We start from the raw sequence: 24,068 nt of genomic DNA on the forward strand, positions 1-24,068 counted from the left end.
CTACCCGCGTTGGGTCAGCGCGATACCCGCCGCCATCAGCGCCAGCCCCGCCAGCCGCACCCCGCTGACCGGCCGTGCGCCCAGCCCCATCATGCCCGTCGCATCGATCACCGCCGCGCTGACCAGCTGTCCCAAAAGCACGAACAGGATCGCATTGGCCAGACCAAAGCGCGGGGCGACAAATGTGATCGTCAGGATGTAGAAGGCCACCAGGCACCCGCCCAGGAACAGGACCGGCGGCTGCCCCGGCACCCGGGCCAGCGCCGCCCCCTGCCCCGTGACCAGCAGCACGGCCAAAGCCGTCCCGAAGGCCACCGCGAACAGCACGACCCCCGCCGCGACGGGCGAGCCGATCCGCTGCCCCAGGTTGGCGTTGAGCGCGGCGAGAAGCGGGATCCCCACCCCCGCCGCGACCATCAGGGCGGCATGGCGCAGCCCCTCACCCATGCGCCTTCACCTGCGCCCGGTACTCTTGAACCGGCAGACCGCCGATCCCCCAGTCCTCCAGCGCGACCTCATCGATCACGACAAAGGTGGTGGCGGGCGACTTGTTTAGGACCCTGACCAACAGGTCGGTGACCCCGGCGATCAATTCGGCCTTCTGCGCCGAGGTCGCCCCTTCGCGGGTGATCTTGATGTTCACATAGGGCATCTCAACCCTCCTCTTCATATTGGAACACTTTCGAGATGATCAGCCACCGCCCATCCAGCTTGATGAGCGTCAGGAAATCGGTGAAGAACCGGTCCCCGATCGCGCAATGCAGCATGGCCCGGGCGGTCACCGGCCCGGCGAACTCGATCGAGACGATCTCGTCACGCCGCACCTCGCCCTTGGATGCGGGCGAGATGCGGGCATCGACCACCGGTAAATAGGTGGCCATGTCGCGGTAGAGGAACGTGCCATCCGTCACGCAGACATACTGCGCCTGCGGATGGAAGACCTGTGCCAGCCGCTTGCTGTCGGCGAAATGCAGGCCGTCGAAGTAGACGGCCAGCACCGCGGCGACATCCTGGAAATCGCCAGAGACCGCCATCACGCCGCCAGCCCCTCGGCCCGCAGCACCCGCTGCACCGCAGGACGCGCCCCGACACGGGCCATGAACCCCGACAACTGCGGCCAGCGCGACAGGGCGATCCCGGTGAAATTGGCCCAGTTCGCCACCACGAAGGCATAGGCGTCCGCAATGGTGAACGCCTCGCCTGTCAGATGCGACCGCCCGTCGGCCAACCGCGCCTCCAGCCAGTCGAGCTTGCCCGCCACCGCCTGCCGCGCCGCTTCCTTCTGCGCGTCGGTCGAGGCCGGATTGAACAAAGGCCCAAAGGCGATGTGCAGCTCGGTCCCGGTGAAGTTCAGGACCTCGTTCACCCGCGCCCGCGCCATCGTGCCCGCAATGGGCGCCAGCCCCAGGTTCGCCGCCCGGTCCCCCAAGTACTGCAGGATCGCCGGACCCTCGGTCAGCACTTCGCCCTCTACCTCCAGCGCCGGAACCTTGCCCTTCGGGTTGATCTCGCGGTAGTTCGCGCCGCTGGCCGTCTCGCCGTTCGCGGTATCCACCATCTCGACCGCATAGTCCCCGCCGATCTCGGCCAGGATGATGTGCGAGGCCATCGAGCAGGCGCCGGGCTTGATGTAGAGTTTCATCGTCGTCTCCATTGGTTTCCGATGCGGCCATGGCTAGCGCATCAAGTCACCTTTGGTAACGGGGTAACTTGCGGTAACGCATAGAATGGAGTATCTCCCGGGTAACCACGCTAAAGGCCCGCCGATGACGCTGAAACGCCGCAAGAACCGTACCCCGCACCCGATGTGCCCGCTGTCCGACTGCATGGCCTTCATCGGCGGCGCCTGGACGCCGAACATCATCTGGTACCTCTCCTCCGGCCCCCGCCGCTTTTCCGAACTGCGCGCCGACATCCCGCTCGTCTCCGCCAAGGTCCTGACCCAGCGCCTGCGCGAGCTGGAAGAGCGCGGCATCCTGCTTCGCACGGTCATGGAGACCTCGCCCCCGTCGGTCGAATACGCCCTGACTGACCTCGGGTTGGAATTCATGCCCGTCATCCAGGCCATCGCCGAAGTGGGCCAGCGCCTGAAGGACAAGGCCGCGGCGGCCTGACCCGGCGGAATTCGCCCATCTGGCGGTTGAGTTCTTGGGGCATCCGTCTAGATTGACGACCTAGACATCGGCACGCCGGGCAAACCGACGGCAGGTACAGGGGGGTTTCAGGATGCAGGCTTTGCTTGCCTTCTCGCGCGGTATCGACCGCGTGAACGCTTTCATCGGAAAGGCCGTGATCTGGCTGATCCTCCTTGCCGTGCTGGTCAGCGCCGGAAACGCGGTCAGCCGCAAGCTGTTCGACCTGTCATCGAACGCCTGGCTTGAACTGCAATGGTACTTGTTCGGCGCGGCCTTCATGGGGGCTGCAGCCTATACCTTGCAGCAGAACGAACACATCCGGATCGACGTCTTCTACGCCTCGCGCAGCCGCAGGACGCAGCACTGGATCGACCTTCTGGGCCATATCTTCTTCCTGTTGCCTTTCACGGCACTCATGGCCTGGCTCTTGTACCCCTACACCATCCAGGCCTTTGTCGGCGGACAGGTGTCTTCCAATGCCGGCGGCCTGATCATCTGGCCCGCCCGCGCGATCCTCTTGATCGGCTTCATCATGCTGACCTTCCAGGCCATCGCCGAGATCGTCAAGAAGATCGCCGTCATGCGCGGGTTGATGGAGGACCCCCATCCCTTCATCTCGGCGCAGGAACAGGCTCTGCAAGAGGTCGAGGAACTGGCTGCCGAAGTTCAGGCCACCACCGAGGTGAAGAAATGATCGAGCTCATCGCCCACAACATGGCCCCGATCATCTTTCTCAGCCTGGTCGGGTTCCTGCTGCTTGGCTATCCGGTTTCCTTCTCGCTGGCCGCGAACGGGCTGATCTTCTTCGTGATCGGCGTCTGGCTTGCCCCCTATTCCAACGGCGAGATCACGCTGGACTGGCCACTTCTGGGCACCATGCCGCAACGGCTGTGGGGGATCATCTCGAACGAGACCTTGTTGGCCATCCCCTTCTTCACCTTCATGGGGATCATCCTGGAACGAAGCGGGATGGCCGAGGATCTTCTGGACACCATCGGCCAGCTGTTCGGGCCCATCCGCGGCGGTCTCGCCTTTGCGGTGATCCTCGTCGGCGCGCTGCTGGCTGCAACCACCGGCGTCGTCGCCGCCTCAGTCATTGCGATGGGGCTGATCTCGCTGCCGATCATGCTGCGCTATGGGTATGACCGGCGCACGGCCACCGGGGTCATCGCGGCGTCCGGTACGCTTGCGCAGATCATTCCGCCATCGCTGGTGCTGATCATCCTGGCCGACCAGCTGGGCCGGTCGGTGGGCGACATGTATCAGGGCGCAATCGTCCCCGGTCTGATCCTGACGGGCATGTACCTGGGGTACATCTGCATGATCGCGATCTTCCAGCCGCACAAGGTGCCCGCCCTGCCGCCCGAGGCGCGGACGCTGGGCGGGGGCGTGACCTCGCTTCTGGTCGCCCTCGCAGCAGGCTGCGCCATCGGCTACGTCGCCCATTACATCTGGTATGAGGACTGGGGTGCGAATGCCGACGTGCTGGGCGCCACCATCGCCACGCTGGTGATCTACTTCTACGCGCTGACCGACCGCTATATGGGCATCAACCTGCTCTCGCGGCTGGCGCAACAGGTCATCATGGTGCTGATCCCGCCGCTTGCACTGATCTTCCTGGTGCTGGGCACGATCTTCATCGGCCTTGCCACGCCCACCGAAGGCGGCGCGATGGGCGCGGTGGGCGCGATCATCCTGGCCTGGGCCAAGGGGCGGTTCAAGTTCCCGACTCTGCAGTCGGCCCTCATCGCCACCACACGGCTGTCCGCCTTCGTGATCTTCGTTCTGATCGGCGCGCGGATGTTCAGCCTGACTTTCTACGGCGTGAACGGCCATGTCTGGGTCGAGGAACTTCTGACCGCCGTGCCGGGGGGGCAGTACGGCTTCCTCTTTGTGGTCAACCTGATCATCTTCATCCTGGGCTTCTTCCTCGACTTCTTCGAGATCGCCTTCATCCTGATCCCGCTTCTCATCGCACCGGCCCAGACGCTGGGGATCGACTTGATCTGGCTGGGCGTCATCATCGGGGTGAACCTGCAGACCTCGTTCTTGACGCCGCCCTTCGGCTTTGCGCTGTTCTATCTGCGCTCGGTCGCGGCCAAGGTGCCCTATCTGGACAAGGTCACCGGCAAGAAGATGGACGGGATCAAGACCGGAGAGATCTACAAGGGTGCCATCCCCTTCATCCTCATCCAGGTTACGATGATCTTCGTCGTGGTCTTCTTCCCGCAGACCGTGATGCACTACAGGGGACCGGTGATTGACCCCTCCACGGTCGAGATCAAGGTGCCGACCTTGCAGCCGCTGGCACCGGGGGCGCCGGGCGGTCTGCCGCAGCTTGGGGCACCGAACCTTGGTGGCACTGCACCCGCCGAAGGGGCTGCCCCCGCGCCGGGCGGCTTGCCCACCCTTCCCGGAGCCCCGCAACTTGGCGCGCCAGTGGTGAACCCCTGAGGCAAACGAAAAAGCCCCGGAGCGATCCGGGGCCTTTCCTTTTGGCGATGGCAGTGCGCTTAGAGCTTGCCAGCCTGTTGCTGCGTCATCATGAAGACGTCGTAGTTGTATTCGGCGATCTGCGCCCAGAGATAGGCATCCTTCTTGAACGCCTGCTGGCTGTCGTAGATCTTCTTGAAGGCGGCATTCGTCGCGCTGATCTCGGCATAGGTCGAAACCGCAGCGTCATAGGCGGCCGACAGAACATCGGCCGGCATCGGACGCAGCTGGGTACCATTGGCCACCAGCGACTTCAGCGCCGTCGGGTTCTTCCAGTCATAGTTGGCCATCATGTTCGAGTTGGCCGCCTCTGACGCCGAGCGCAGGATCGCCTGGTAGGTCGGGGGCAGCTCGTTCCACTTGGCCAGGTTGATCATGTTCGACAGGGTCGGGCCACCTTCCCACCAGCCAGGATAGTAGTAGAACGGCGCGACTTTGTAGAAGCCCAGCTTTTCATCGTCATAGGGGCCGACGAACTCGGCTGCGTCGATGGTGCCCTTCTCCAAGCTGGGATAGATGTCGCCGCCCGCGATCTGTTGCGGCACGACGCCCAGCTTGGCGATGATCGACCCGCCGAAGCCGCCGATCCGCATCTTCAGGCCCTGCAGGTCCGCGACCGAGTTGATCTCCTTGCGGTACCAGCCCGCCATCTGCACCCCGGTATTGCCGCAGGGCAGATAGTGCAGGTTGCGGTTCGCGTTGAAGAATTCATTCAGCATGTCGATGCCGCCGCCGTGGTACAGCCAGCCGTTCATCTGACGGTAGTTCAGGCCGAAGGGCACTGTGGTCCCAAGGGCGTTGGTCGGGTCCTTGCCCCAGTCGTAGTAGGCCGCGGTATGCGCCATTTCGACCGACCCGGCCGAGGCGGCCTCGGCCGCTTCCAGCGCGGGTACCAGTTCGCCGCCCGGGAAGACCTGGATCACGAACTTTCCATCCGTGGCCTCGGAGACGTATTTCGCCATCGTTTCGGCAGCGCCATAGATGGTGTCGAGCGACTTCGGGAAGCCCGAGGCGCAACGCCAGGTGATGCTCGGCGACTCTTGGGCGATGGCCGGTGCGGCCAGCGTTGCCGCCCCGGCGGCAGCGACGCCACCGATCGAGGCCTTGGTCAGGAACGAACGTCTATCCATGCAGTACTCCTCCCATATGGTTTGCCCGTTCACGCCCTGCAAAAGCGGACGGGAGTTGTGGTGAGATAGACCCTATTTCCCGTCGTGCAAGATAGGAAGCCATTTCCTCGCGTCAAAGGCGAAGACTTCGCGCAAGGCGCTCCTTAAGGGTATTGTCTGCTTGGCAAATGTGGCAAGGCGGCAGAAACTGCGGCATTGCGTCAGGAGGCCCCATGTTCAGCTATGTCTCGCTTGGCACCCGCGACCTTGGCCGCGCCCTGCCCTTCTATGATGCGGTGCTTGCGCCCCTTGGTCACACCCGGATCGAGGATTACGACCCCGAGGACCGGTCGGCCGCCTGGGGGCTGGACGATCCCGGGCCGCATTTGTGGGTGACCCAGCCCTTCGACGGGGCCCCCGCCACTCCGGGTAACGGCACGATGGTGTCCTTTCTGGCCCCCGACCGCGCCGCAGTGGACGCCTTCCACGCCGCCGCGCTGGCGCATGGGGGGACAGACGAGGGCGCGCCGGGACTGCGCCCGCAATACGGCGCTCATTTCTATGCGGCCTACGTCCGTGACCCCGACGGCAACAAACTGAACGCCGTCTGCTACAAGCCCTAACCAAAGGACCAGTCCGTCTCGGCAAATCGGCGCCATATCGTCTGAATTCGCCGTCATCACCCTTGCATTCTGGCGCCGCAACCCAACCTTCCCGGAAACGATCAATCGGGGACAATCCGTGACCTATCTGATGTTCTTCGTGGGCCTGGCAATTCTTGTGGCAGGCGGTGAGTTCCTTGTGCGCGGCGCATCCGCCATCGCCCGCGCTTTCCACCTGTCGCCTTTGCTGATCGGCCTGACCATCGTCGGCTTCGGCACTTCGGCGCCCGAACTGATCGTTTCAGTCCAGGCCGCGCTGGCCGACCAACCCGGGATCGCCATCGGCAACGTCATCGGGTCGAACATCGGCAACATCCTTCTCATCCTCGGCGTCTCGGCCCTGATCGCGCCCCTGATCATTCCCGGCCGCAGGCTTTGGCGCGACCTTGCCTTCATGCTGGCGGCCACCGCGATCATCTGGGTGATGCTGCTGGACGGACAGGTCACGCGGGTGGATGGCCTGATCCTGCTTGCGGGCCTGGCCGCCTTCCTTGTCGTCGCCTTCATCGCCGGACAGGGTCACCCGCCGGAAGGCGGCGACACCGAAACCTTCGGCCCGAACTGGAAGCCCTGGGTAATGACCGGCGCGGGCCTTGTCCTGCTGGTGATCGGCGCGCGGTTCCTGGTGGACAGCGCCACCACCATCGCGCGCGACTTCGGTATCTCCGAAGCGGTGATCGGCCTGACCATTGTCGCCGTCGGCACCTCGCTGCCGGAATTCGCCACCAGCGTGATCGCAGCGCTGCGCAAGCAGACCGAGATTTCGGTCGGCAATATCGTGGGCTCGAACATCTTCAACATCTTCGGGATCCTCGGACTGACCGCGCTGATCGCCCCGATCCCGGCCGAGGCGCGCTTTGCTGCCATCGACATGTGGTGGGCAGCAGGTTCCGCAATCGGCCTGACGCTGGTGGCCTTCCTGCTGGGCGGCCTGCCCCGGATTGCGGGGGCAGGACTTCTTGCTGCCTACGGCGCCTATCTGGTCTTCATCGCCTGACCCGTTCGGCCCGGGTTTGCCGCGCAGATCCGGGTCATTCCACAAGATGTTCTGAAAATTGCGCAGCGCGACACCCTGCCGCAAGAAAAGTTCAAAATCCGCGGCTTGATGCGACATTTTCGTATTGCAAATCCGGTTGACGCCCGGCATATCCGCCCCTACTGTTCCGACCGAACGTGAAGGGGATGGGCCAATGGCCAGACTTCTTGTCATCGTAGGAAGGAAGCGCATGGGCCGGTGACGGTTTGACCATAGTGGTTCCCATGCGCCCCCGAAGGAAACTCCGGGGGCTTTTTGTTGCGCGAAGGAGAGACGGAAATGTCGAAGCAGATGACCGGTGCGAAGATGGTGATCCAGGCCCTGAAGGATCAGGGTGTCGAGGTCGTCTTTGGCTATCCCGGCGGCGCCGTGCTTCCCATTTATGACGAGCTTTTCCTGCAGAACGACATCCGCCACATCCTCGTGCGCCACGAACAGGGCGCGGTCCACATGGCCGAGGGCTATGCGCGGTCGACCGGCAAGCCAGGAGTCGCACTGGTGACCTCGGGCCCCGGGGCAACGAACGCCGTCACCGGCCTGACCGACGCGCTGATGGATTCGATCCCGATCATCGTGCTGACCGGCCAGGTCCCGACCTTCATGATCGGAACCGACGGGTTTCAAGAGGCCGACACCGTCGGCATCACCCGGCCCTGCACCAAGATGAACTGGCTGGTGAAGGATACCGCCAAGCTGTCGGAAACCATCCACCAGGCCTTCCACGTCGCCACCCATGGCCGCCCCGGCCCGGTGCTGATCGACATTCCGAAGGACGTGCAATTCGCCACCGCCGACTATGTCCCGGCCGAAAAGGCCAAGATCACCCATTACCAACCCCGGACCGAGGGCGACCCCGACCAGATCGCCCGCCTGGTCGAGATGATCGAGACTGCCGAACGCCCGATCCTCTACACCGGCGGCGGTGTCATCAACTCCGGCCCCCGCGCCTCGGCCCTGCTGCGTGAGCTGGCCGCGGAAACCGGTTTCCCCGTTACCTCCACCCTGATGGGCCTCGGTGCCTATCCCGCCTCCGGCAAGAACTGGGTCGGGATGCTGGGGATGCACGGCCTCTATGAAGCCAACCTCGCCATGCACGGTTGCGACGTGATGATCAACATCGGCGCGCGGTTTGACGACCGGATCACCGGGCGGGTCAAGGACTTCTCGCCCCGGTCGAAGAAGGCGCATATCGACATCGACCCGTCGTCGATCAACAAGGTGATCCGCGTGGACGTGCCGATCGTCGGCGACGTGACGAAGGTGCTGGAGGAAGTCCTCCGCCAATGGCGTGCCCGCGGGTCCAAGACCGACAAGCGCGGATTGTCGCAGTGGTGGAAACAGATCGACGAATGGCGCGCGGTCAAATGCCTGTCCTACAAACAATCGACCACCACCATCAAACCGCAGTACGCGCTGGAGCGGCTTGAAGCCCTGACCACGGGCATGGACCGCTACATCTGCACCGAAGTCGGCCAGCACCAGATGTGGGCCGCCCAGTTCCTGGGGTTCGAGGACCCTAACCGCTGGATGACCTCCGGTGGTCTCGGCACCATGGGCTATGGCCTCCCCGCCTCCATCGGCGTGCAGATCGCCCATCCCGAGGCGCTGGTCATCAACGTCGCCGGTGAAGCATCCTGGCTGATGAACATGCAGGAAATGGGCACCGCAATGCAGTTCCGCGCGCCCGTGAAGCAGTTCATCCTGAACAACGAACGCCTCGGCATGGTCCGCCAGTGGCAGGAACTCCTCCACGGCGAACGCTACTCCTCGTCCTGGTCCGACTCTCTGCCCGATTTCGTGAAACTGGCCGAGGCTTTCGGCTGCAAGGGCATCCAGTGCAAGGACCCCAAGGACCTCGACGACGCGATCATGGAGATGCTGCGCTACGACGGCCCGGTGATCTTCGACTGCCTGGTCGAAAAGCACGAAAACTGCTTCCCAATGATCCCGTCGGGCAAGCCCCACAACGAGATGCTTTTGGGCGACGCCGACACGCAAGGAGCGATCGGCGCCAAGGGGGCGGTTCTGGTGTGACAGGCGCGGTCCCCGGTTCGCCCCGGGGACCGTCCGGTCTTGCAGCAACCAGGCAGAACCCGATGATGCAAATGTCCGAGGCCAGCCCCAAGACCCGCGACCTGTCGCTCGATGTCGCCAAGGGCCTCGGCATCGTCCTGGTGGTGATCGGCCATGCCTGGCGCGGCCTCGACAGCGCGGGGATGATTGGCAGCCCGGACCTCTTCCGGGTCATCGACACGCTCATCTACAACTTCCACATGCCGCTCTTCTTCCTCCTCTCCGGCATGACGTTCGAAGCTTGGGCCCTGAAACGCCCCTATTCTGAAGCCGCGATCAGCCGGGTCACCCGCCTGCTCTGGCCGCTTGCCCTCTGGTCCTACATCTTCGTCGGCGCCCGGATCGCTGCCGGGGACGCGGCCAACACGCAAGTGGCGGGCTGGCAGAACCTGATGTTCTTCCCCCTGCCCCCGCGCGACCATTTCTGGTTCCTCTGGGCGCTGTTCCTGCAGCACCTCGCCGTCCTGGCCCTGATCCGCGCCGTGGGCCGGCCGCTTGGGGCCAAGGTCTGGGCCGCGCTTGCCGCCATCCTCATCCTCGGCTCCAGCTTCACCCCCGTGGGCCTGAACGCCTGGACCTTCGGCGCACTGACCTATGCTGGGGCCTTCCTGACCGGACTAGCACTCGGACCGTCCGGCCTTCCCGCCCGTGGCCTGGCAACCCTTGCCATCGCGGCGGCGGCCTTCATCGGACTGCAGGCCGCCAGCTTCCAGGTCCCCTCCACGCTTCTGACCTCGCAGCTTCTGGGCATCGCCCTGTCGCTCGCCTTCCTCGCCATCGTCCGTGTCGCCTGCGCCCAAGGCACCGGCCCGGCCCTGCGGCTTTTGGCCTTCCTCGGCGTCTCGTCGATGGGCATCTACTTGGCCCACACCATCTTCTCCGCCGGCACCCGCGTTGTGCTCTCCCGCCTAACCCAGGACGTAAGCCTGCACATGGTCGTCGGCACCCTCGCCGGGATCATCGGCCCTCTCGTCCTCTACATCATCATCCGCCGGATCGGCCGCCCCTCCTGGATCGGCTTCTGACCCGCATGCACCCATTCAACAGAAGGTAGGACCCCATGTCCGCACTCAACATCAAGAAGGGCTCTTCCAGCCATTCCGCCTATGACCTCCGCTCGGCCAATTCCGAGATCGAGGAGAGCCACACCCTCGCCGTGATCGTGGAAAACGAACCCGGTGTCCTCGCGCGGGTCATCGGCCTGTTCTCGGGCCGCGGCTACAACATCGACAGCCTGACCGTCGCCGAAGTGGACCACACCGGCCACCGGAGCCGCATCACCATTGTCACCCGCGGCACCCCCGCCGTCATCGACCAGATCGAGGCGCAGCTGAAACGCATGGTCCCGGTCCATGCCGTCCACGACCTGACGATGGAAGGCCCCTCGGTCCAGCGCGAGCTTGCGCTCGTCAAGGTCAAGGGCAAGGGCGATCACCGGATCGAGGCGCTGCGCCTGGCCGAAATCTTCCGCGCCAACGTGGTCGATAGCACGCTTGAAAGCTTCGTCTTCGAGATGACCGGCACGCCCGAGAAGATCGACGCCTTCGCCGACCTGATGCGCCCCCTGGGCCTGGTGGAAATCGCCCGCACCGGCGTCGCGGCGCTCAAGCGCGGCGCGTAACCCCCGAATTTTCGTCGAAAATTCGCGCTTGGCTACCGGCCCGCAAAACGTGGTGCGCGTTTCTCCAGGAACGCCGCCACCCCCTCCCGGAAATCTTTCGACGCCCCACAGGCCCCCTGCAGCTGCGCCTCGATGGCCAGCTGCGCCTCAAGCGGCTGGTCGAAGGCCCCGCGCAAGGCCTGCTTCAGAGCCGCATAGGCCCCGGTTGGCCCCTGGGCAAGCTTTGCCGTCCGCGCCGCCACCACCTCGGCGAACCGCTCATCCGGCACCGCTTCCCAGATCATCCCCCAGGCTTCGGCCTGCCGGGCGCTGACCGGCTCGGCCAGAAGCGCCGCCCCCATCGCTCGCTGCAAGCCCACACGACGCGGCAGGAAACTGGTCCCGCCCGCATCAGGGATCAGCCCGATCCGGCTGAACGCCTGAATGAATACCGCGCTTTCGGCCGCGATCACCAGATCACAGGCGAGCGCCAGGTTCGCCCCCGCCCCCGCCGCGACCCCGTTCACCGCCGCAATGACCGGAACCGGCGCCTCGGTGATCGCGCGGATCATCGGCACGTACTCGTCGTTCAGGACCCCTTCGAACCCTGCCGCATCCAGACCTGAAGCATCGCTCAGGTCCTGACCCGAGCAGAACCCCCGTCCCGCGCCGGTCAGCACGATCACCCGTGCCGCATGCCCGGCCACCAAGGCCGCGGTCAGCTCGCGCCGCAGATCGCGGTTCAGGGCATTCATCACCTCGGGCCGGTTCAGCGTGACCCGGTGCACGCCGACATCCACTTCAACCCTGACCAGATCACCCATAGCCCGCCTCCCCGCTTTTCCGGCACACTAGCGAGAGGCTGCAACAGCCCAAAGGCAAACGCCGCGTCACTCCTTCAGGATTTCCCGCACCCGCGCCTCTTCATCCGCAGACAGGCTCGCTTCCGGTTGCACCCGCCGCCGAGCCGCCGCCACGGCCACCCCGATCCCCGCCAACAGCAAGGCCGGACCCGCCAGCCACAGGATCAGGTTCGCCCCTTCGGCCGGCGGGTTGAACAGCACGCCTTCGCCAAAGCGCTCGACGATGTAGTCGACCACCTCTTCATCCGTGTCGCCCGCCACGAGACGCTCGCGGATGATCAGCCGCAGATCCCTGCTGATCGGAGCGTTGGAGTCATCGATCGTCTCGCCCTGACAGACCGGGCAGCGGATGTCGCGGCTGATCTCTCGCGCGCGGGATTCCAGCACCGGGTCGTCCAGCATTTCGTCCGGCTGCACCGCCCAGGCCGGAGACAGCATCAGGAACAGGGCCAGGATGTAGGGTGGGCAGATTGCCCACCACCGTTTGAAGGAACCGATCATTCCGCGGGAACCCCGGCTGGAACCGACCGCCGCGCACCGGCAGCCACCCGGTAGCGCCGGTCTGACAGGCTAAGAAGACCGCCAAGCGCCATCAGGATGCAGCCCGCCCACAGCCAGTTGGCGAAGGGCTCGATATAGCTGCGCACCGCCCAGCCGCCGCTTTTCTGCTTGTCACCCAGCACCAGGTAGACATCGCGCAGGAAACCATAGTCGATGGCGGCCTCGGTCGTCGGCATCTCGGCCACTGGGTAGAACCGCTTTTCGGGATGCAGAACAACGACTTCCTGCCCGTTCTTCAACACCGTCATCCAGCCCATGGTCGAGGTATAGTTCGGCCCTTGTACCTCTTCGACGCGGTCGAGCCGCACTTCGTAGGCCCCCAGGGGGAAGGTCTCGCCTTCCTGCACGACACGGATGTCCTCGATCTTCCAGGACATCATCGCCGAGACGGCAAAGATGGTAACGCCCAGCCCGAAATGCGCGGTGGCCTTACCCCAGTCCGCACGCGGCAGGCGGCCCAGCCGCGCAAAGCGGCTGCCCAAGCCCTCGCGCCCCGTCCGCGCCCAGAGATCCACCAGTGCGCCGAACCCGACCCAGGCGCCCAGCACCAGCCCGATAGGCCCCAGCGCCGTGCGCCCGGTCTGCATCGCAATGGCCAGCGCGCCCAAGGCCAGCGCCAGCACAGCGACCGGGATCAGCCCGCGCAAGCTCCGCCCCAGCGATCCGCGTTTCCAGGCCAGCATCGCACCGGGTGGCAGGATCAGCGCCAGCGCCACCATGAAGGGCGAGAAGGCTGCGTTGAAGAAAGGCTCGCCGACCGATAGGTCACGCCCCAGCAACATTGACCCGACAAGCGGCCAGATTGTCCCGATAAACACGACAAACGCCGCCACCGTCAGCAGGATGTTGTTCGCCACCAGCGCGCTTTCGCGGCTGACCAGGCTGAAGACGCCGCGCGCCTCCATCGATCCGGCCCGCGCCGCAAACAGCATGAGCGCGCCCCCGGTGAAGACGCCCAGGATCATCAGGATGAACACGCCACGCTCGGGGTCGTTGGCGAAGGCGTGGACGGATGTGATGACCCCAGACCGCACGATGAAGGTTCCGATAAGAGAGAACCCGAAGGCCATGATCGCCAGCAGGATCGTCCAGGCCTTCAGGCTTTCGCGCTTTTCCACCACGATGGACGAATGCAGCAGCGCCGCCGCCAGCAGCCAGGGCATGAAGCTTGCGTTTTCCACCGGGTCCCAGAACCAGAACCCGCCCCAGCCGAGCTCATAATAGGCCCACCATGACCCCAGCGCGATGCCGATGGTCAGGAACACCCAGGCCGCGAGCGTCCAGGGCCTGACCCAGCGCCCCCAGGAGGCATCGACCCGGCCCTCGATCAGCGCGGCCACCGCGAAGGAGAAGGCCATCGAAAGCCCGACATAGCCCAGGTACAGGAACGGCGGATGGATGGCCAGACCCGGATCCTGCAGCAGGGGGTTGAGGTCCTGCCCGTCCAGGGGCGGCAAGGCGAGCCGCCAGAACGGGTTTGACGTCAGCAGCAGGAACAGCAGGAACGCAACCCCGATCATCCCCTGCACCGCCAGGACCCGCGCCTTCAGCCGCGCAGGGAGGCCCCCGCCAAACGCCGCCACCGCCGCGCCGTACACCGCCAGGATCAGGACCCAGAGCAGCAGCGACCCCTCATGGTTCCCCCAGACCCCTGAAATCTTGTAGATCATCGGCTTCAGCGTGTGCGAGTTCGACACCACCACTGCCAGACTGAAGTCCGACACCACAAAGGCCCAGGTCAGCGCTGCAAAGCTTGCCGCAACCAGCACCAGCTGCACCAGCGCCGCCGGTCCCGCCAGGGCCATCAGTCGCGCGTCACCCCGGTGCGCGCCCCAGAGCGGCAGCGTTGACTGCACCAGCGCCACCATCAGCGCCAGGATCAGCGCGAAATGCCCAAGCTCGACGATCATGACCTGCTCCCCTGACCTTTCCACATGATAGGCGTCCCAGGCGTCCGGGGAAAGGCCTGCGCCCTTCCGCCGCGCCCGGTCGGCAGATTGTCGGGTCCCCCGCTGCCCTCCCGCCGTTTTGCCGGTTGCCACCCGGCGACCCGCACCGCTACACCCGTCGCAAACGGGAGGACCCCATGCCCAAATGCATCCTGATCGGCGCCCCCATCGACAGCGGGCAAAAACGCCCCGGCTGCCTGATGGGCCCCGCCGCCTACCGCGTCGCCGGTATCGCCCACGAAGTCAGCGCCGAGGGCCACGGGGTCGAAGACTGGGGCGACCTCTCGCTGCCAGCCCTGAAGCCTGTCACCTGCCCCAATCCCGCCGTCCACGACTTGGCCGAGACGGTGGCCTGGGCCGAGATCCTGATGGATCGGGTGGATGACGCGCTGTCCCAGGGCGGCTTCCCCATCATCATGGGCGGCGACCATTCCCTTGCCCTCGGTTCCGCCGCCGGGGCCGCCGCCTTTGCCGCGCGGCAGGACCGGCCGCTCTTCCTCCTTTGGCTCGACGCGCATTCCGACTTCCACACGCCGCTCACCACCACAAGCGGAAACCTGCACGGCACGCCCTTGGCCTATATCGCCGGCCGCGACGGGTTCGACGCCTTCCCGCCCTTCCCCGCCCCGGTCCCCGCCCATCGCATCTGCATGTTCGGCATCCGCTCGGTCGATCCGGCCGAACAGGTTGCCATGCAGGAACGCGACATCTTCATCAACGACATGCGAGTCATCGACGAACGCGGCCTCGTCGCCCCCTTGCGTGAGTTCCTCGACCTCGTCCGGCGCGAGGGTGGGATGCTTCACGTGTCGCTCGACGTCGACTTCCTCGACCCATCGATTGCCCCCGCCGTCGGCACCACCGTCCCCGGCGGCACCACCTTCCGCGAGGCGCATCTGGTGATGGAGCTTCTGCACGAGTCCGGCCTGGTCACTTCCCTCGACCTGGTGGAACTCAACCCCTTTCTGGACGACCGCGGCATGACCGCGCGGCTGATGGTCGACCTGGTGGGGTCATTGATGGGGAAAAAGGTCTTTGACCGCCCAACCCGAGCCAAGTGACGCAGACCCGCTACATCTTGTGGTCCGTTGCAGAGCTACTCCAAGCCAGTAGAGATGTATATACGTGTCGTATCGACACTGTATCTATACACGGAACAGACCGGATTGGCTGGCGGTAATTGTTTCCAAACCCCACCAAACGATTGCCGACGCCCGGTACACAGTGCCGCAATCTGCGGCCAGACTGTTTCGCCACAGGCGCGCAATGCAAGCGCTAATGGATCCGGAACTCGCCCACGACGTTGCGCCATTCCCCGGGCGCGATCAGCTTGCGGTGGGTGAAGCGCACCGAATGAAGCGGGCCTTCGATCTTCTCCTGCCAGAACTCGATGAACTTGAAGAGCTCCGGATAATCCGGTGCGAGGTCGTACTCCTGCCAGATGAAACTGTTCAGGACACTGCGGTAATCCGGCATCCGGTAGTACAGTTCCGCCGTCGTCAGCCCATAGCCCTTCAGCATCAGTTCCGTCTCGCGTCTGACCATTGCACCCCTCCTTTCAGGTGGTCCTATAGGGAATCATGCCAAAGAAGTCCTAAAAATCAATAAAAACAGTATGTTGTCACTCATTCCCTCTGGCTGCCAATCGATGCGCATCGCGCCATTGCACCCCACAGCTTGGATGGTGTATCTTCCCGCCTGCTAAATCTTGATCCCGCAAGGAAGGCGCGCGCCCTCATGGCCGACACCCCGGACGACACTGAAAACAAAGAAGAAAAACCGGATCGTCCCAGCTGGCACGGCCCCCAGGTCGACATCGCCGCCGAGATGAAGACCGCCTATCTCGACTACGCGATGAGCGTGATCGTTTCCCGCGCAATTCCCGACCTGCGTGACGGGCTGAAGCCCGTCCACCGCCGCATCCTGTTTGCGATGCACGAAAGCGGCAACACGCATGACAAGGCCTATCGCAAGTCGGCCCGCCCGGTGGGCGACACGATGGGGAAATACCACCCCCATGGCGACTCGGCGATCTATGACGCGCTGGTGCGGATGGCGCAGCCCTTCTCGATGTCGCTGCCGCTTCTCGACGGCCAGGGCAACTTCGGCTCGATGGACGGCGATAACCCGGCGGCCATGCGCTACACCGAAGTACGGATGGACAAGCCCGCCGCTTTCCTCTTGTCGGACATCGACAAGGAAACCGTCGACTTCCAGGACAACTACGACGGCAAGGACAAGGAGCCCACCGTCCTTCCGGCCCGCTTCCCCAACATGCTGGTCAACGGTGCGGGCGGGATCGCTGTCGGCATGGCGACGAACATCCCGCCGCACAACCTGGGCGAGGTGATCGACGGCACCCTCGCCCTGATCGAGAACCCCGACATCTCCATGGAGCAACTCATGGAGATCATCCCGGCCCCCGATTTCCCGACCGGCGCGCAGATCCTCGGCCGCTCCGGGGCGCGGAAAGCCTATCTGGAGGGTCGGGGCAGCGTCATCATTCGCGCCAAGACCCATGTCGAGGAAATCCGCAAGGACCGCTGGGCCATCGTCATCGACGAGATCCCCTATCAGGTCAACAAGGCCACGATGATCGAGAAGATCGCGGAACTCGTCCGCGAAAAGCGCATCGACGGCATTGCCGGGATCGCGGACGAATCCGACCGGATCGGCGTCCGCGTGGTGATCGAGCTCAAGCGCGACGCAACGCCCGACGTGGTGCTGAACCAGCTCTTCCGCTTCTCGACCATGCAGGTCTCGTTCGGCTGCAACATGCTGGCCCTGAACGGGGGTAAGCCAGAACAGCTGACCCTTCGCGATTTCCTCAGCTATTTCATTACTTTCCGCGAGGAAGTTGTTGCGCGCCGCACTGCCTTTGAACTCCGCAAGGCGCGTGAGCGCAGCCATGTGCTCTGCGGCCTCGCCGTCGCAGTCTCGAACGTGGATGAGGTTGTCGCGACCATCCGCGCCTCTGCCGACCCGGCCGAGGCCCGTGACAAGCTGATGACCCGCCGCTGGCCTGCCCACGACATCGCCGCGTATATACGCCTGATCGACGATCCGTCGCACACGATCAATGAGGACGGGACCTACAACCTCTCCGAAGTCCAGGCCCGCGCCATCCTCGACCTCCGCCTGCAGCGCCTGACCGCAATGGGGGTCAAGGAAGTCACCGACGAGCTGGAAGAATTGGCCGGGAAGATCAAGGACTTCCTAGACATTCTTGGCAGCCGCGATCGGATCATGGCGATCATCTCGGATGAACTCCGTGAGGTCAAAGCCCTCTTCGCCGTCCCCCGCCGGACCGAAATCACCGACTGGTCCGGCGACATGGAGGACGAGGACCTGATCGAGCGTGAGGATATGGTCGTGACCATCACCTCGGGCGGCTACATCAAGCGCACGCCCTTGGCCGAATTCCGCGCCCAGAACCGCGGCGGCAAGGGTCTGGCCTCGATGCAGACCAAGGACGACGACGTGGTCACCACGCTTTTCGTCGCGAATACGCATACTTGGCTCTTGTTCTTCACAACCGACGGCATGGTCTACAAGCTGAAGACCTGGCGCCTGCCGCTGGCCGGCCGCACCGCCAAGGGCAAGGCGCTTGTCAACATCCTGCCGATTCAAAATGGCATCTCCATCGCCGCCCTGATGCCGGTCGACGTGCCCGAGGAAGACTGGGGCAACCTGCAGATCGTTTTCGCGACCTCTGACGGCGATGTCCGGCAGAACGACCTTAGCGACTTCACCAACGTCAAGCGCAACGGCAAGATCGCGATGAACCTGCCCGAGGGCATCACCCTCGTGAACGCCGCCATCGCCGACGACCAGGACGACGTGATGCTGGTGACGGAAGCCGGCCGCGCCATCCGCTTCTCCACCACGGAAATCCGCGTCTTCAAGTCCCGCGGCTCGACCGGCGTGCGCGGCATACGGCTGGCGGACGGCGACCATGTCGTCTCGATGTCGATCATCCGCCACTTCGAGGCCACGCCAGAAGAACGCGAAGCCTACCTGAAACAGCGCCGCCTGATGGCCGGGATCACCGAGGACGACACCGACGACGAGGAAGAACACGTCCCCGCCGGCCAGTTGACCCCGGAACGCTATGCCGAGATGTCGGCGGCCGAGGACCTGATCCTCACCGTCACCAAGGGCGGATCCGGCAAGCTCTCCTCCTCGCACGACTACCCGGTCCGCGGCCGTGGCGGCATGGGCGTCAAGGCCATCAGCCCGGGGCCAAGGGGCGGCCGCATCATCGCCTCCTTCCCGGTCGAAACCACCGACCAGATCATGCTCGCCACCTCCTCCGGCCAGTCGATCCGCACGCCGGTGGACCAGGTCAGCTTCCGCTCGCGGTCGGCAGGCGGCGTCAAGATCTTCGCCATCGCGGCCGATGAGGAAGTCGTCTCGGTGGCCCGCGTCGCCGATCAGGGCGATGACGCTTGAGGAAAAGCTCGCAGCCCTAGCGGCTGCGGGCGAGACCATCACCTACGGCGACCTCGCACGGGACCTTGGCCTCCGCATGGGTGACCTCACCGCCCAACTCGAAGCCCTGATGGAGGCAGACGCAACCCAAGGCGCCCCCTTTCGCGCGGCACTCCTCCGCCAGCGGCTCTCGCCCGACCACCTCCCCGCCCCCGGCTTCTTCCAGAAGGCCACGGCCCTCGGTGCCAACATCCCTGACCCGGCAGCCTTTACCACCGACCAACGCCGCCGCCTGCGCTGATCTCTGCGCCAGCGCACAACACCCCTGCCCTTGCGGGGAATTTGCACAAAAGCCCATCTGTGCAAAATGCCTCGACCCGGCAAAAGACCGGGACAACGCGCTCAAGGGAACATCATGGAACAGCTCAAGACCTACTCGCCGCTTATCGCCCGCATCATCATCGGCGGCTTCTTCCTGCTGGCCGGGGTCGGCAAGGTCGCCGACATCGCCGGGACCGCCGGCTATATCCAGTCCGTGGGCCTGCCTGGCTTCCTCGCCTGGCCCGCAGCGATCTTCGAGATCGCCCTCGGCCTCGCGCTCATCGTCGGCTACCAGACCCGCATTGCCGCCCTTGCCGGCGCGGCCTTCTGCGTCTTCACCGCCGTCGTCTTCCACAACAACTTCGCCGACCAGATGCAGATGATCATGTTCCTCAAGAACTTCTCGATCGCCGGCGCCTTCCTGATGTTCTTCGCCCACGGCCCGGGCAAACTGGCGCTCGACAAGGTCTGAGGCAATTAATCGCCGCGTAACCCTTCGGTGCGATCCTTGCGCCGAAGGGAGACACCCATGAATCTTTACCATTGCGTATTTGAACTTCGGCCGGAAGCGCGCTCATTGCTATTCTCCGAGGCCTGCACCCAATGGACGGGCTATTTGCAGTCTCGGGGCCTGATAACTGGCTGGCGCCTCTTGCGCCGCAAGTTCGGCACTGCTGCAACGCACACGGACTTCCTGCTTGAGATGGAGGTTCCCGATCTCCCCGCGCTCGACGCAGCCCTCGCGGCCCTCGGCAACAAGGCGGATGAGGCGACACAGCGCTACGATTACATGCTCAGCATGGTCGCCCGGACCGAGATTGGTCTGTACCGCCCCTACCCGGACCCGGCCTAAGCCTTCCGCATCTGCATGATCTGGGCAATCCCTGCGGCAACATCGCCCGCGGGGAACCCTGCCCATCATCCTCGGCTTCCAGACCCGTATCGTGGCCCTCGCGGCGCTGCCTTCTGCGTTTTCACCGCCGATCGCCGGCGCCTTCCTGATGTTCTTCGCCCATGGCCCGGGCAAACTGGCGCTCGACAAGGGCTAAGGCCGATTAATCGCCGCGTAACCCTTCGGTGCGAATCTGGCACCGAAGGGAGACGCCGATGAACCTCTACCACTGCATGATCGAGCTTCGGCCTGAGGCGCGCGCCTTGGGCTTCTCGCAGGCCTGCACCCACTGGATGGGCCACCTGCAAGCGCAGGGCCTGATCACCGGCTGGCGGCTGATGCGCCGCAAGTTCGGGCTCGCCTCGGGCCAGCACACCGACTTCCTGCTGGAAATCGAAATTCCAGGCCTCGCCACGCTGGATGCGGCCTTCTCGGCGCTGGCCACGGCGGATGATGAGGCGACCCGGCGCTACGACCAGATGCACGGCATGATCGCCCGGGTTGAGGTTGGGCTTTACCGCCCCTATCCCGACCCAACACAGCGTGAACGCATCTCCTTGATCTAGGGCGACCCGGCGGCTACATCGCCGCCATGGACACCCTTCACATCATCGGCGGCGGCATGGCGGGGGCTGAGGCCGCCTGGGCCGCCGCAAACCTTGGCGTCCCCGTGGTCATCCACGAGATGCGGCCCAAGGTCGCCACCTTCGCGCACCGGACCGGCGACTTCGCCGAAATGGTCTGTTCCAATTCCTTCCGCTCCGACGACCACGAACGCAATGCCGTTGGCCTGATCCACTGGGAGATGCGTCAGGCGGGCAGCCTGGTGATGGAGATGGCGCACCAGCACCGCCTTCCCGCCGGGGGCGCGCTGGCCGTCGACCGCGACCCTTTCGCCCGCGCCGTCACGGAAAAACTGAAATCCCACCCGCTGATTTCCACTTCTTATGAGGAAGTTACGGACCTTCCCTCATCCGGCCACTGGATCATTGCGACCGGCCCGCTGACCAGCCCCGCACTCGCCAACGCGATTCGCGTAGCTACAGGGGCTGAGGCTCTGGCCTTCTTCGACGCCATCGCCCCCATTGTATATACAGACACCATCGACATGTCCGTCGCCTGGCTGCAAAGCCGCTACGACAAGGGCGAGACCGAGGATGAACAGAAGGCCTACATCAACTGCCCGATGACGAAGGACCAGTATGAGGCCTTTATCGACGCCCTTCTTGCCGCCGAAAAGACCGAGTTCCACGAAGGCGAGACCGCGGGTTATTTCGATGGCTGCCTACCCATCGAGGTGATGGCGGAGCGAGGCCGCGAGACCCTGCGCCACGGCCCGATGAAGCCCGTGGGCCTGACCAATGCGCACAAGCCAAACGAAAAGGCTTATGCCGTCGTCCAGCTGCGGCGGGACAACAAGCTTGGCACACTGCACAACATCGTGGGCTTCCAGACCAAAATGAAATACGGCGCGCAAACCTCTGTTTTCAAAATGATTCCTGGGCTGGAGAACGCGAGCTTCGCCCGCCTTGGCGGCATCCACCGCAACACCTTCATCAACTCTCCGACCTTGCTCGACAGCCAGATGCGGCTGAAGTCGCGGCCGTATATACGCTTTGCAGGGCAGATCACCGGCGTCGAAGGCTATGTCGAATCCGCCGCAATGGGGCTTCTCGCCGGACGGATGGCCGCGCATGAGATTCTCGGGCGCGAGCTTTCCTCGCCTCCCCCCGAAACTGCGATGGGCGCGCTCGTGACCCACATCACCGGCGGGGCGGAGGCGAAGACCTTCCAGCCGATGAACGTCAACTTCGGCCTTTTCCCTCCCATTGACGCGCGCGGAGGCCGCAAGGGGCGGCACGACCGCTACAAGGCCTATACGGACCGGGCGAAGGAAGCCTTCACCGAATGGCTTTCGTAACCCGCTTCGCCCCCAGCCCCACCGGCCCGCTTCATCTGGGCCACGCCTATTCCGCGATCCTGGCACATGACATGGCCCGGGCCGCGGGCGGGCAGTTCCTGATCCGGATGGAGGATATCGACCCTCAGCGGTCGCGTCCCGAATGGGCGGCGGCAGCGCTGGATGACCTCACCTGGCTGGGCCTTACCTGGGACGGTCCAGTCGTCTCGCAGCAGACCCGCCTGCCTGCCTACCGTGCCGCGCTCAACCGTCTGGAGCAGATGGGCCTCCTCTTCGGCTGCAACTGCACCCGCAGCGACATCCGCGCCGCCCTTGCCGCCCCGCAAGAGGGCGCGGCCCCTGTCGAGGGGCCGGATGGCCTCGTCTATCCCGGCACCTGTCGCGGCAAACCAGTGGCGGATGCACCTGCCATCCGGCTGGACCTGACCAAGGCGGTGAACCGCGCCCCACACCTCTCCTTCACCGAAACCGGCCCCAGCCACGCCGGACTGCACCACCTGGACATGCTGGAGATGCTGTCGGGCATCGGCGACGTCGTGCTGGCGCGGAGGGATATGGGGACGTCCTACCACCTCTCGGTCGTCGTTGATGACGCCTGGCAGGGCATCACCCACGTGGTGCGCGGTGAAGACCTGTTCGAGGCAACTGCGATCCACGTACAGCTGCAGGCACTTCTCGGCCTGCCCACGCCGGTCCACCACCACCACCGCCTGATCCGTGACGAGACCGGCAAGCGCCTGGCCAAGCGTGACGACGCGCGGGCGCTTTCCAAGTACCGGGCCGAGGGCGCAACCCCTGCCGACATCCGTCGGCTGGTCGGGTTACCAAATCCTTAACGTCCGCGGCCAAGCCTTTGATTAAAAAGGCCGGATCAGGAGTGTCCACCGTGGACAGGGTCCATGAAGACCACCTCTTCCCCGTCCCTCACCGCTGTATAAAAGCAGGACCGCCGGTTCGTGTGACAGGCCGGCCCCTCTTGGCTGACCAGCGCCAGCAGGCAATCCCGGTCGCAGTCCACCCGCAGCTCGACCAGCCGCTGGTGGTGCCCCGAGGTCTCTCCCTTGACCCAGAATTGCCCCCTCGACCGCGACCAATAGGTCACCTTCCCCGTCTCCAGAGTCCGGCTGACCGAGGCCGCGTTCATCCAGGCCACCATCAAGACCTCGCCCGACACGGCATCCTGCGCCACACAGGGCACCAGCCCCGCGGCATCATACTTTAGTGTGGCCGGATCAAAGGACATGGGTCTCTCCTTGGCAGTCAGGCAGCGCGGGTCTACATAGGGGATCAGCCGAGGGATTACCATGAGCGAAGGCAATCATTCCAAGTGAGCGACAGCGACCTCATCAAGCTCTACTCCGCCCGGATCCTGGGTCTCGCCGCCGACATCCCGCACCTCGGCCGCCTGCCCGCGCCGCAGGGTACCGCTCGCCGCCGCTCCCCCCTCTGCGGTTCGACAGTCACGGCAGACGTGGTGGTCAAGGACGGCCGGGTGGCCGAGTTCGCCCAGGACGTGAAGGCCTGCGCCCTGGGCCAGGCCTCGGCCGCCGTGCTGGGAGAGGTCGTGATCGGCCGTACCCTGCCCGAGCTGCAGGCCGCCCGCGACGCCCTCCGCGCGTTGCTGAAAGACGGCGGCCCCGTTCCTTCGGCCCCGTTCCAGGGCTACGAAGTCCTCCTCCCGGCCCGCGACTACAAGAACCGCCACGCCTCGATTCTTCTGGCGCTGGAGGCGGTCTGCGAGGCGATGGAGGCCGCACAGGCCGCTGCCTGAAGAAAAAACCGCCGCGCATCCGGGTGGATGGCGGCGGCAGTGGCGCGTCTGGATGGACGGTGGGCCAGGCGAGGCGGACCGTCACCTTGGGGGACAGAGCGCGGGGCAGAAACCTCAGGCGACGCCGGGCAGCGACAGCACGGCAAACAGGATCACGAACAACGCGGCCAGTCCTACCAGATCCTCGACAGCACCACTCGGCGTGCGGGCGTACAGGGATTTCATGGCGTCTTTCATCGCAATCTCCATGT

General features: G+C 64.8%; 28 protein-coding genes. 17 read left to right on the forward strand and 11 right to left on the reverse strand.

Going from position 1 to position 24,068, the window contains the following annotated elements:
* The 4 genes from AC2EAL_RS14060 to AC2EAL_RS14075 are packed head-to-tail and all read right to left on the reverse strand — an operon-like array spanning position 1 to position 1,642.
* Entirely contained in the window at positions 1 to 447 is a 447-nt protein-coding gene (locus tag AC2EAL_RS14060; RefSeq protein WP_484724848.1) for a DMT family transporter, read from the reverse strand.
* Positions 440 to 652, reverse strand: a complete 213-nt coding sequence (locus AC2EAL_RS14065) for a tautomerase family protein (protein WP_484724849.1) — start codon at positions 650 to 652, stop codon at positions 440 to 442. Before AC2EAL_RS14065 ends, AC2EAL_RS14060 begins: the two co-directional genes overlap by 8 nt.
* Before the next feature lies 1 nt (position 653).
* Positions 654 to 1,034 carry a nuclear transport factor 2 family protein gene (locus AC2EAL_RS14070; protein ID WP_484724981.1) on the reverse strand — a complete coding sequence of 127 codons (381 nt, stop codon included), beginning with the start codon at positions 1,032 to 1,034 and terminating at the stop codon, positions 654 to 656.
* A complete protein-coding gene (locus AC2EAL_RS14075) occupies positions 1,034 to 1,642 on the reverse strand; it encodes a glutathione binding-like protein (RefSeq protein ID WP_484724850.1) in 609 nt (202 codons plus the stop codon). The genes AC2EAL_RS14070 and AC2EAL_RS14075 overlap by 1 nt, the downstream gene beginning before the upstream one ends.
* Before the next feature lie 124 nt (positions 1,643 to 1,766).
* On the opposite strand from AC2EAL_RS14075, the gene AC2EAL_RS14080 reads away from it, so the two are divergent.
* From AC2EAL_RS14080 to AC2EAL_RS14090, 3 genes are all read left to right on the forward strand, one after another.
* Entirely contained in the window at positions 1,767 to 2,114 is a 348-nt protein-coding gene (locus AC2EAL_RS14080; protein WP_484724851.1) for a winged helix-turn-helix transcriptional regulator, read from the forward strand.
* 112 nt (positions 2,115 to 2,226) lie between these two features.
* Positions 2,227 to 2,829, forward strand: a complete 603-nt coding sequence (locus tag AC2EAL_RS14085) for a TRAP transporter small permease subunit (protein WP_484724852.1) — start codon at positions 2,227 to 2,229, stop codon at positions 2,827 to 2,829.
* Positions 2,826 to 4,589: a TRAP transporter large permease gene (locus AC2EAL_RS14090; RefSeq protein ID WP_484724853.1), complete on the forward strand. Its 1,764-nt coding sequence runs from the start codon at positions 2,826 to 2,828 to the stop codon at positions 4,587 to 4,589. Before AC2EAL_RS14085 ends, AC2EAL_RS14090 begins: the two co-directional genes overlap by 4 nt.
* Before the next feature lie 59 nt (positions 4,590 to 4,648).
* Here AC2EAL_RS14090 and AC2EAL_RS14095 read toward each other — a convergent pair whose 3' ends face one another.
* Positions 4,649 to 5,758: a TRAP transporter substrate-binding protein gene (locus AC2EAL_RS14095; RefSeq protein WP_484724854.1), complete on the reverse strand. Its 1,110-nt coding sequence runs from the start codon at positions 5,756 to 5,758 to the stop codon at positions 4,649 to 4,651.
* A 212-nt stretch (positions 5,759 to 5,970) separates the two neighbouring features.
* On the opposite strand from AC2EAL_RS14095, the gene AC2EAL_RS14100 reads away from it, so the two are divergent.
* From AC2EAL_RS14100 to ilvN, 5 genes are all read left to right on the forward strand, one after another.
* On the forward strand, positions 5,971 to 6,360 hold the full coding sequence (locus tag AC2EAL_RS14100) for a VOC family protein (protein WP_484724855.1): 390 nt from the start codon (positions 5,971 to 5,973) through the stop codon (positions 6,358 to 6,360).
* A 118-nt stretch (positions 6,361 to 6,478) separates the two neighbouring features.
* Positions 6,479 to 7,396 carry a sodium:calcium antiporter gene (locus AC2EAL_RS14105; protein WP_484724856.1) on the forward strand — a complete coding sequence of 306 codons (918 nt, stop codon included), beginning with the start codon at positions 6,479 to 6,481 and terminating at the stop codon, positions 7,394 to 7,396.
* Positions 7,397 to 7,714: 318 nt separating this feature from the next.
* Complete coding sequence (locus tag AC2EAL_RS14110) at positions 7,715 to 9,469, forward strand: acetolactate synthase 3 large subunit (protein WP_484724857.1); 1,755 nt, start codon at positions 7,715 to 7,717, stop codon at positions 9,467 to 9,469.
* Positions 9,470 to 9,540: 71 nt separating this feature from the next.
* On the forward strand, positions 9,541 to 10,533 hold the full coding sequence (locus AC2EAL_RS14115; RefSeq protein WP_484724858.1) for an acyltransferase family protein: 993 nt from the start codon (positions 9,541 to 9,543) through the stop codon (positions 10,531 to 10,533).
* Positions 10,534 to 10,568: 35 nt separating this feature from the next.
* Positions 10,569 to 11,129, forward strand: a complete 561-nt coding sequence (ilvN, locus tag AC2EAL_RS14120; RefSeq protein WP_484724859.1) for an acetolactate synthase small subunit — start codon at positions 10,569 to 10,571, stop codon at positions 11,127 to 11,129.
* A 32-nt stretch (positions 11,130 to 11,161) separates the two neighbouring features.
* On the opposite strand, the gene AC2EAL_RS14125 is transcribed toward ilvN, so the two are convergent.
* The 3 genes from AC2EAL_RS14125 to AC2EAL_RS14135 form a co-directional block, all read right to left on the reverse strand.
* The gene (locus AC2EAL_RS14125) at positions 11,162 to 11,932 is read right to left on the reverse strand and encodes an enoyl-CoA hydratase-related protein (protein ID WP_484724860.1); all 771 of its coding nucleotides are present in this window, start codon (positions 11,930 to 11,932) and stop codon (positions 11,162 to 11,164) included.
* Positions 11,933 to 11,998: 66 nt separating this feature from the next.
* Positions 11,999 to 12,472: a cytochrome c-type biogenesis protein gene (locus AC2EAL_RS14130; RefSeq protein WP_484724861.1), complete on the reverse strand. Its 474-nt coding sequence runs from the start codon at positions 12,470 to 12,472 to the stop codon at positions 11,999 to 12,001.
* On the reverse strand, positions 12,469 to 14,442 hold the full coding sequence (locus AC2EAL_RS14135; RefSeq protein WP_484724862.1) for a heme lyase CcmF/NrfE family subunit: 1,974 nt from the start codon (positions 14,440 to 14,442) through the stop codon (positions 12,469 to 12,471). Before AC2EAL_RS14135 ends, AC2EAL_RS14130 begins: the two co-directional genes overlap by 4 nt.
* Before the next feature lie 176 nt (positions 14,443 to 14,618).
* On the opposite strand from AC2EAL_RS14135, the gene rocF reads away from it, so the two are divergent.
* Positions 14,619 to 15,542 (forward strand): arginase, encoded by a 924-nt coding sequence (gene rocF, locus AC2EAL_RS14140; protein ID WP_484724863.1) that lies wholly within the window; start codon positions 14,619 to 14,621, stop codon positions 15,540 to 15,542.
* Positions 15,543 to 15,756: 214 nt separating this feature from the next.
* Here rocF and AC2EAL_RS14145 read toward each other — a convergent pair whose 3' ends face one another.
* The gene (locus tag AC2EAL_RS14145; RefSeq protein ID WP_484724864.1) at positions 15,757 to 16,026 is read right to left on the reverse strand and encodes an usg protein; all 270 of its coding nucleotides are present in this window, start codon (positions 16,024 to 16,026) and stop codon (positions 15,757 to 15,759) included.
* A 192-nt stretch (positions 16,027 to 16,218) separates the two neighbouring features.
* Between AC2EAL_RS14145 and gyrA the strand changes: the two genes are divergently transcribed.
* The 7 genes from gyrA to gluQRS all read left to right on the forward strand — a co-directional run bounded on the left by gyrA (position 16,219) and on the right by gluQRS (position 22,882).
* On the forward strand, positions 16,219 to 18,933 hold the full coding sequence (gyrA, locus tag AC2EAL_RS14150) for a DNA gyrase subunit A (protein ID WP_484724865.1): 2,715 nt from the start codon (positions 16,219 to 16,221) through the stop codon (positions 18,931 to 18,933).
* A complete protein-coding gene (locus tag AC2EAL_RS14155) occupies positions 18,923 to 19,213 on the forward strand; it encodes a hypothetical protein (protein ID WP_484724866.1) in 291 nt (96 codons plus the stop codon). Before gyrA ends, AC2EAL_RS14155 begins: the two co-directional genes overlap by 11 nt.
* A gap of 114 nt (positions 19,214 to 19,327) precedes the next feature.
* The gene (locus AC2EAL_RS14160) at positions 19,328 to 19,705 is read left to right on the forward strand and encodes a DoxX family protein (RefSeq protein ID WP_484724867.1); all 378 of its coding nucleotides are present in this window, start codon (positions 19,328 to 19,330) and stop codon (positions 19,703 to 19,705) included.
* Between the two features lie 57 nt (positions 19,706 to 19,762).
* Positions 19,763 to 20,086 carry a DUF6614 family protein gene (locus AC2EAL_RS14165; RefSeq protein ID WP_484724868.1) on the forward strand — a complete coding sequence of 108 codons (324 nt, stop codon included), beginning with the start codon at positions 19,763 to 19,765 and terminating at the stop codon, positions 20,084 to 20,086.
* Between the two features lie 254 nt (positions 20,087 to 20,340).
* Entirely contained in the window at positions 20,341 to 20,691 is a 351-nt protein-coding gene (locus AC2EAL_RS14170; RefSeq protein ID WP_484724869.1) for a DUF6614 family protein, read from the forward strand.
* 26 nt (positions 20,692 to 20,717) lie between these two features.
* Complete coding sequence (trmFO, locus tag AC2EAL_RS14175; RefSeq protein ID WP_484724870.1) at positions 20,718 to 22,046, forward strand: methylenetetrahydrofolate--tRNA-(uracil(54)-C(5))-methyltransferase (FADH(2)-oxidizing) TrmFO; 1,329 nt, start codon at positions 20,718 to 20,720, stop codon at positions 22,044 to 22,046.
* Entirely contained in the window at positions 22,034 to 22,882 is an 849-nt protein-coding gene (gluQRS, locus tag AC2EAL_RS14180) for a tRNA glutamyl-Q(34) synthetase GluQRS (RefSeq protein WP_484724871.1), read from the forward strand. The genes trmFO and gluQRS overlap by 13 nt, the downstream gene beginning before the upstream one ends.
* Before the next feature lie 35 nt (positions 22,883 to 22,917).
* On the opposite strand, the gene hisI is transcribed toward gluQRS, so the two are convergent.
* A complete protein-coding gene (gene hisI / locus AC2EAL_RS14185; RefSeq protein WP_484724872.1) occupies positions 22,918 to 23,289 on the reverse strand; it encodes a phosphoribosyl-AMP cyclohydrolase in 372 nt (123 codons plus the stop codon).
* An 84-nt stretch (positions 23,290 to 23,373) separates the two neighbouring features.
* Between hisI and AC2EAL_RS14190 the strand changes: the two genes are divergently transcribed.
* Positions 23,374 to 23,817 (forward strand): iron-sulfur cluster assembly scaffold protein, encoded by a 444-nt coding sequence (locus AC2EAL_RS14190; RefSeq protein ID WP_484724873.1) that lies wholly within the window; start codon positions 23,374 to 23,376, stop codon positions 23,815 to 23,817.
* 114 nt (positions 23,818 to 23,931) lie between these two features.
* Here AC2EAL_RS14190 and AC2EAL_RS14195 read toward each other — a convergent pair whose 3' ends face one another.
* Complete coding sequence (locus tag AC2EAL_RS14195) at positions 23,932 to 24,054, reverse strand: hypothetical protein (RefSeq protein WP_484724874.1); 123 nt, start codon at positions 24,052 to 24,054, stop codon at positions 23,932 to 23,934.
* Positions 24,055 to 24,068: the final 14 nt, after the last annotated feature.

Source organism: Tabrizicola sp. T74 (assembly GCF_057219935.1).

Bases quoted from the DNA above. Each gene is read 5' to 3' on its own strand.
- AC2EAL_RS14060 (WP_484724848.1), bottom strand. From the start codon at position 447: ATGGGTGAGGGGCTGCGCCATGCCGCCCTGATGGTCGCGGCGGGGGTG.
- AC2EAL_RS14065 (WP_484724849.1), bottom strand. From the start codon at position 652: ATGCCCTATGTGAACATCAAGATCACCCGCGAAGGGGCGACCTCGGCG.
- AC2EAL_RS14070 (WP_484724981.1), bottom strand. From the start codon at position 1,034: ATGGCGGTCTCTGGCGATTTCCAGGATGTCGCCGCGGTGCTGGCCGTC.
- AC2EAL_RS14075 (WP_484724850.1), bottom strand. From the start codon at position 1,642: ATGAAACTCTACATCAAGCCCGGCGCCTGCTCGATGGCCTCGCACATC.
- AC2EAL_RS14080 (WP_484724851.1), top strand. From the start codon at position 1,767: ATGACGCTGAAACGCCGCAAGAACCGTACCCCGCACCCGATGTGCCCG.
- AC2EAL_RS14085 (WP_484724852.1), top strand. From the start codon at position 2,227: ATGCAGGCTTTGCTTGCCTTCTCGCGCGGTATCGACCGCGTGAACGCT.
- AC2EAL_RS14090 (WP_484724853.1), top strand. From the start codon at position 2,826: ATGATCGAGCTCATCGCCCACAACATGGCCCCGATCATCTTTCTCAGC.
- AC2EAL_RS14095 (WP_484724854.1), bottom strand. From the start codon at position 5,758: ATGGATAGACGTTCGTTCCTGACCAAGGCCTCGATCGGTGGCGTCGCT.
- AC2EAL_RS14100 (WP_484724855.1), top strand. From the start codon at position 5,971: ATGTTCAGCTATGTCTCGCTTGGCACCCGCGACCTTGGCCGCGCCCTG.
- AC2EAL_RS14110 (WP_484724857.1), top strand. From the start codon at position 7,715: ATGTCGAAGCAGATGACCGGTGCGAAGATGGTGATCCAGGCCCTGAAG.
- AC2EAL_RS14115 (WP_484724858.1), top strand. From the start codon at position 9,541: ATGTCCGAGGCCAGCCCCAAGACCCGCGACCTGTCGCTCGATGTCGCC.
- ilvN (WP_484724859.1), top strand. From the start codon at position 10,569: ATGTCCGCACTCAACATCAAGAAGGGCTCTTCCAGCCATTCCGCCTAT.
- AC2EAL_RS14125 (WP_484724860.1), bottom strand. From the start codon at position 11,932: ATGGGTGATCTGGTCAGGGTTGAAGTGGATGTCGGCGTGCACCGGGTC.
- AC2EAL_RS14130 (WP_484724861.1), bottom strand. From the start codon at position 12,472: ATGATCGGTTCCTTCAAACGGTGGTGGGCAATCTGCCCACCCTACATC.
- AC2EAL_RS14135 (WP_484724862.1), bottom strand. From the start codon at position 14,442: ATGATCGTCGAGCTTGGGCATTTCGCGCTGATCCTGGCGCTGATGGTG.
- rocF (WP_484724863.1), top strand. From the start codon at position 14,619: ATGCCCAAATGCATCCTGATCGGCGCCCCCATCGACAGCGGGCAAAAA.
- AC2EAL_RS14145 (WP_484724864.1), bottom strand. From the start codon at position 16,026: ATGGTCAGACGCGAGACGGAACTGATGCTGAAGGGCTATGGGCTGACG.
- gyrA (WP_484724865.1), top strand. From the start codon at position 16,219: ATGGCCGACACCCCGGACGACACTGAAAACAAAGAAGAAAAACCGGAT.
- AC2EAL_RS14155 (WP_484724866.1), top strand. From the start codon at position 18,923: ATGACGCTTGAGGAAAAGCTCGCAGCCCTAGCGGCTGCGGGCGAGACC.
- AC2EAL_RS14160 (WP_484724867.1), top strand. From the start codon at position 19,328: ATGGAACAGCTCAAGACCTACTCGCCGCTTATCGCCCGCATCATCATC.
- AC2EAL_RS14165 (WP_484724868.1), top strand. From the start codon at position 19,763: ATGAATCTTTACCATTGCGTATTTGAACTTCGGCCGGAAGCGCGCTCA.
- AC2EAL_RS14170 (WP_484724869.1), top strand. From the start codon at position 20,341: ATGAACCTCTACCACTGCATGATCGAGCTTCGGCCTGAGGCGCGCGCC.
- trmFO (WP_484724870.1), top strand. From the start codon at position 20,718: ATGGACACCCTTCACATCATCGGCGGCGGCATGGCGGGGGCTGAGGCC.
- gluQRS (WP_484724871.1), top strand. From the start codon at position 22,034: ATGGCTTTCGTAACCCGCTTCGCCCCCAGCCCCACCGGCCCGCTTCAT.
- hisI (WP_484724872.1), bottom strand. From the start codon at position 23,289: ATGTCCTTTGATCCGGCCACACTAAAGTATGATGCCGCGGGGCTGGTG.
- AC2EAL_RS14195 (WP_484724874.1), bottom strand. From the start codon at position 24,054: ATGAAAGACGCCATGAAATCCCTGTACGCCCGCACGCCGAGTGGTGCT.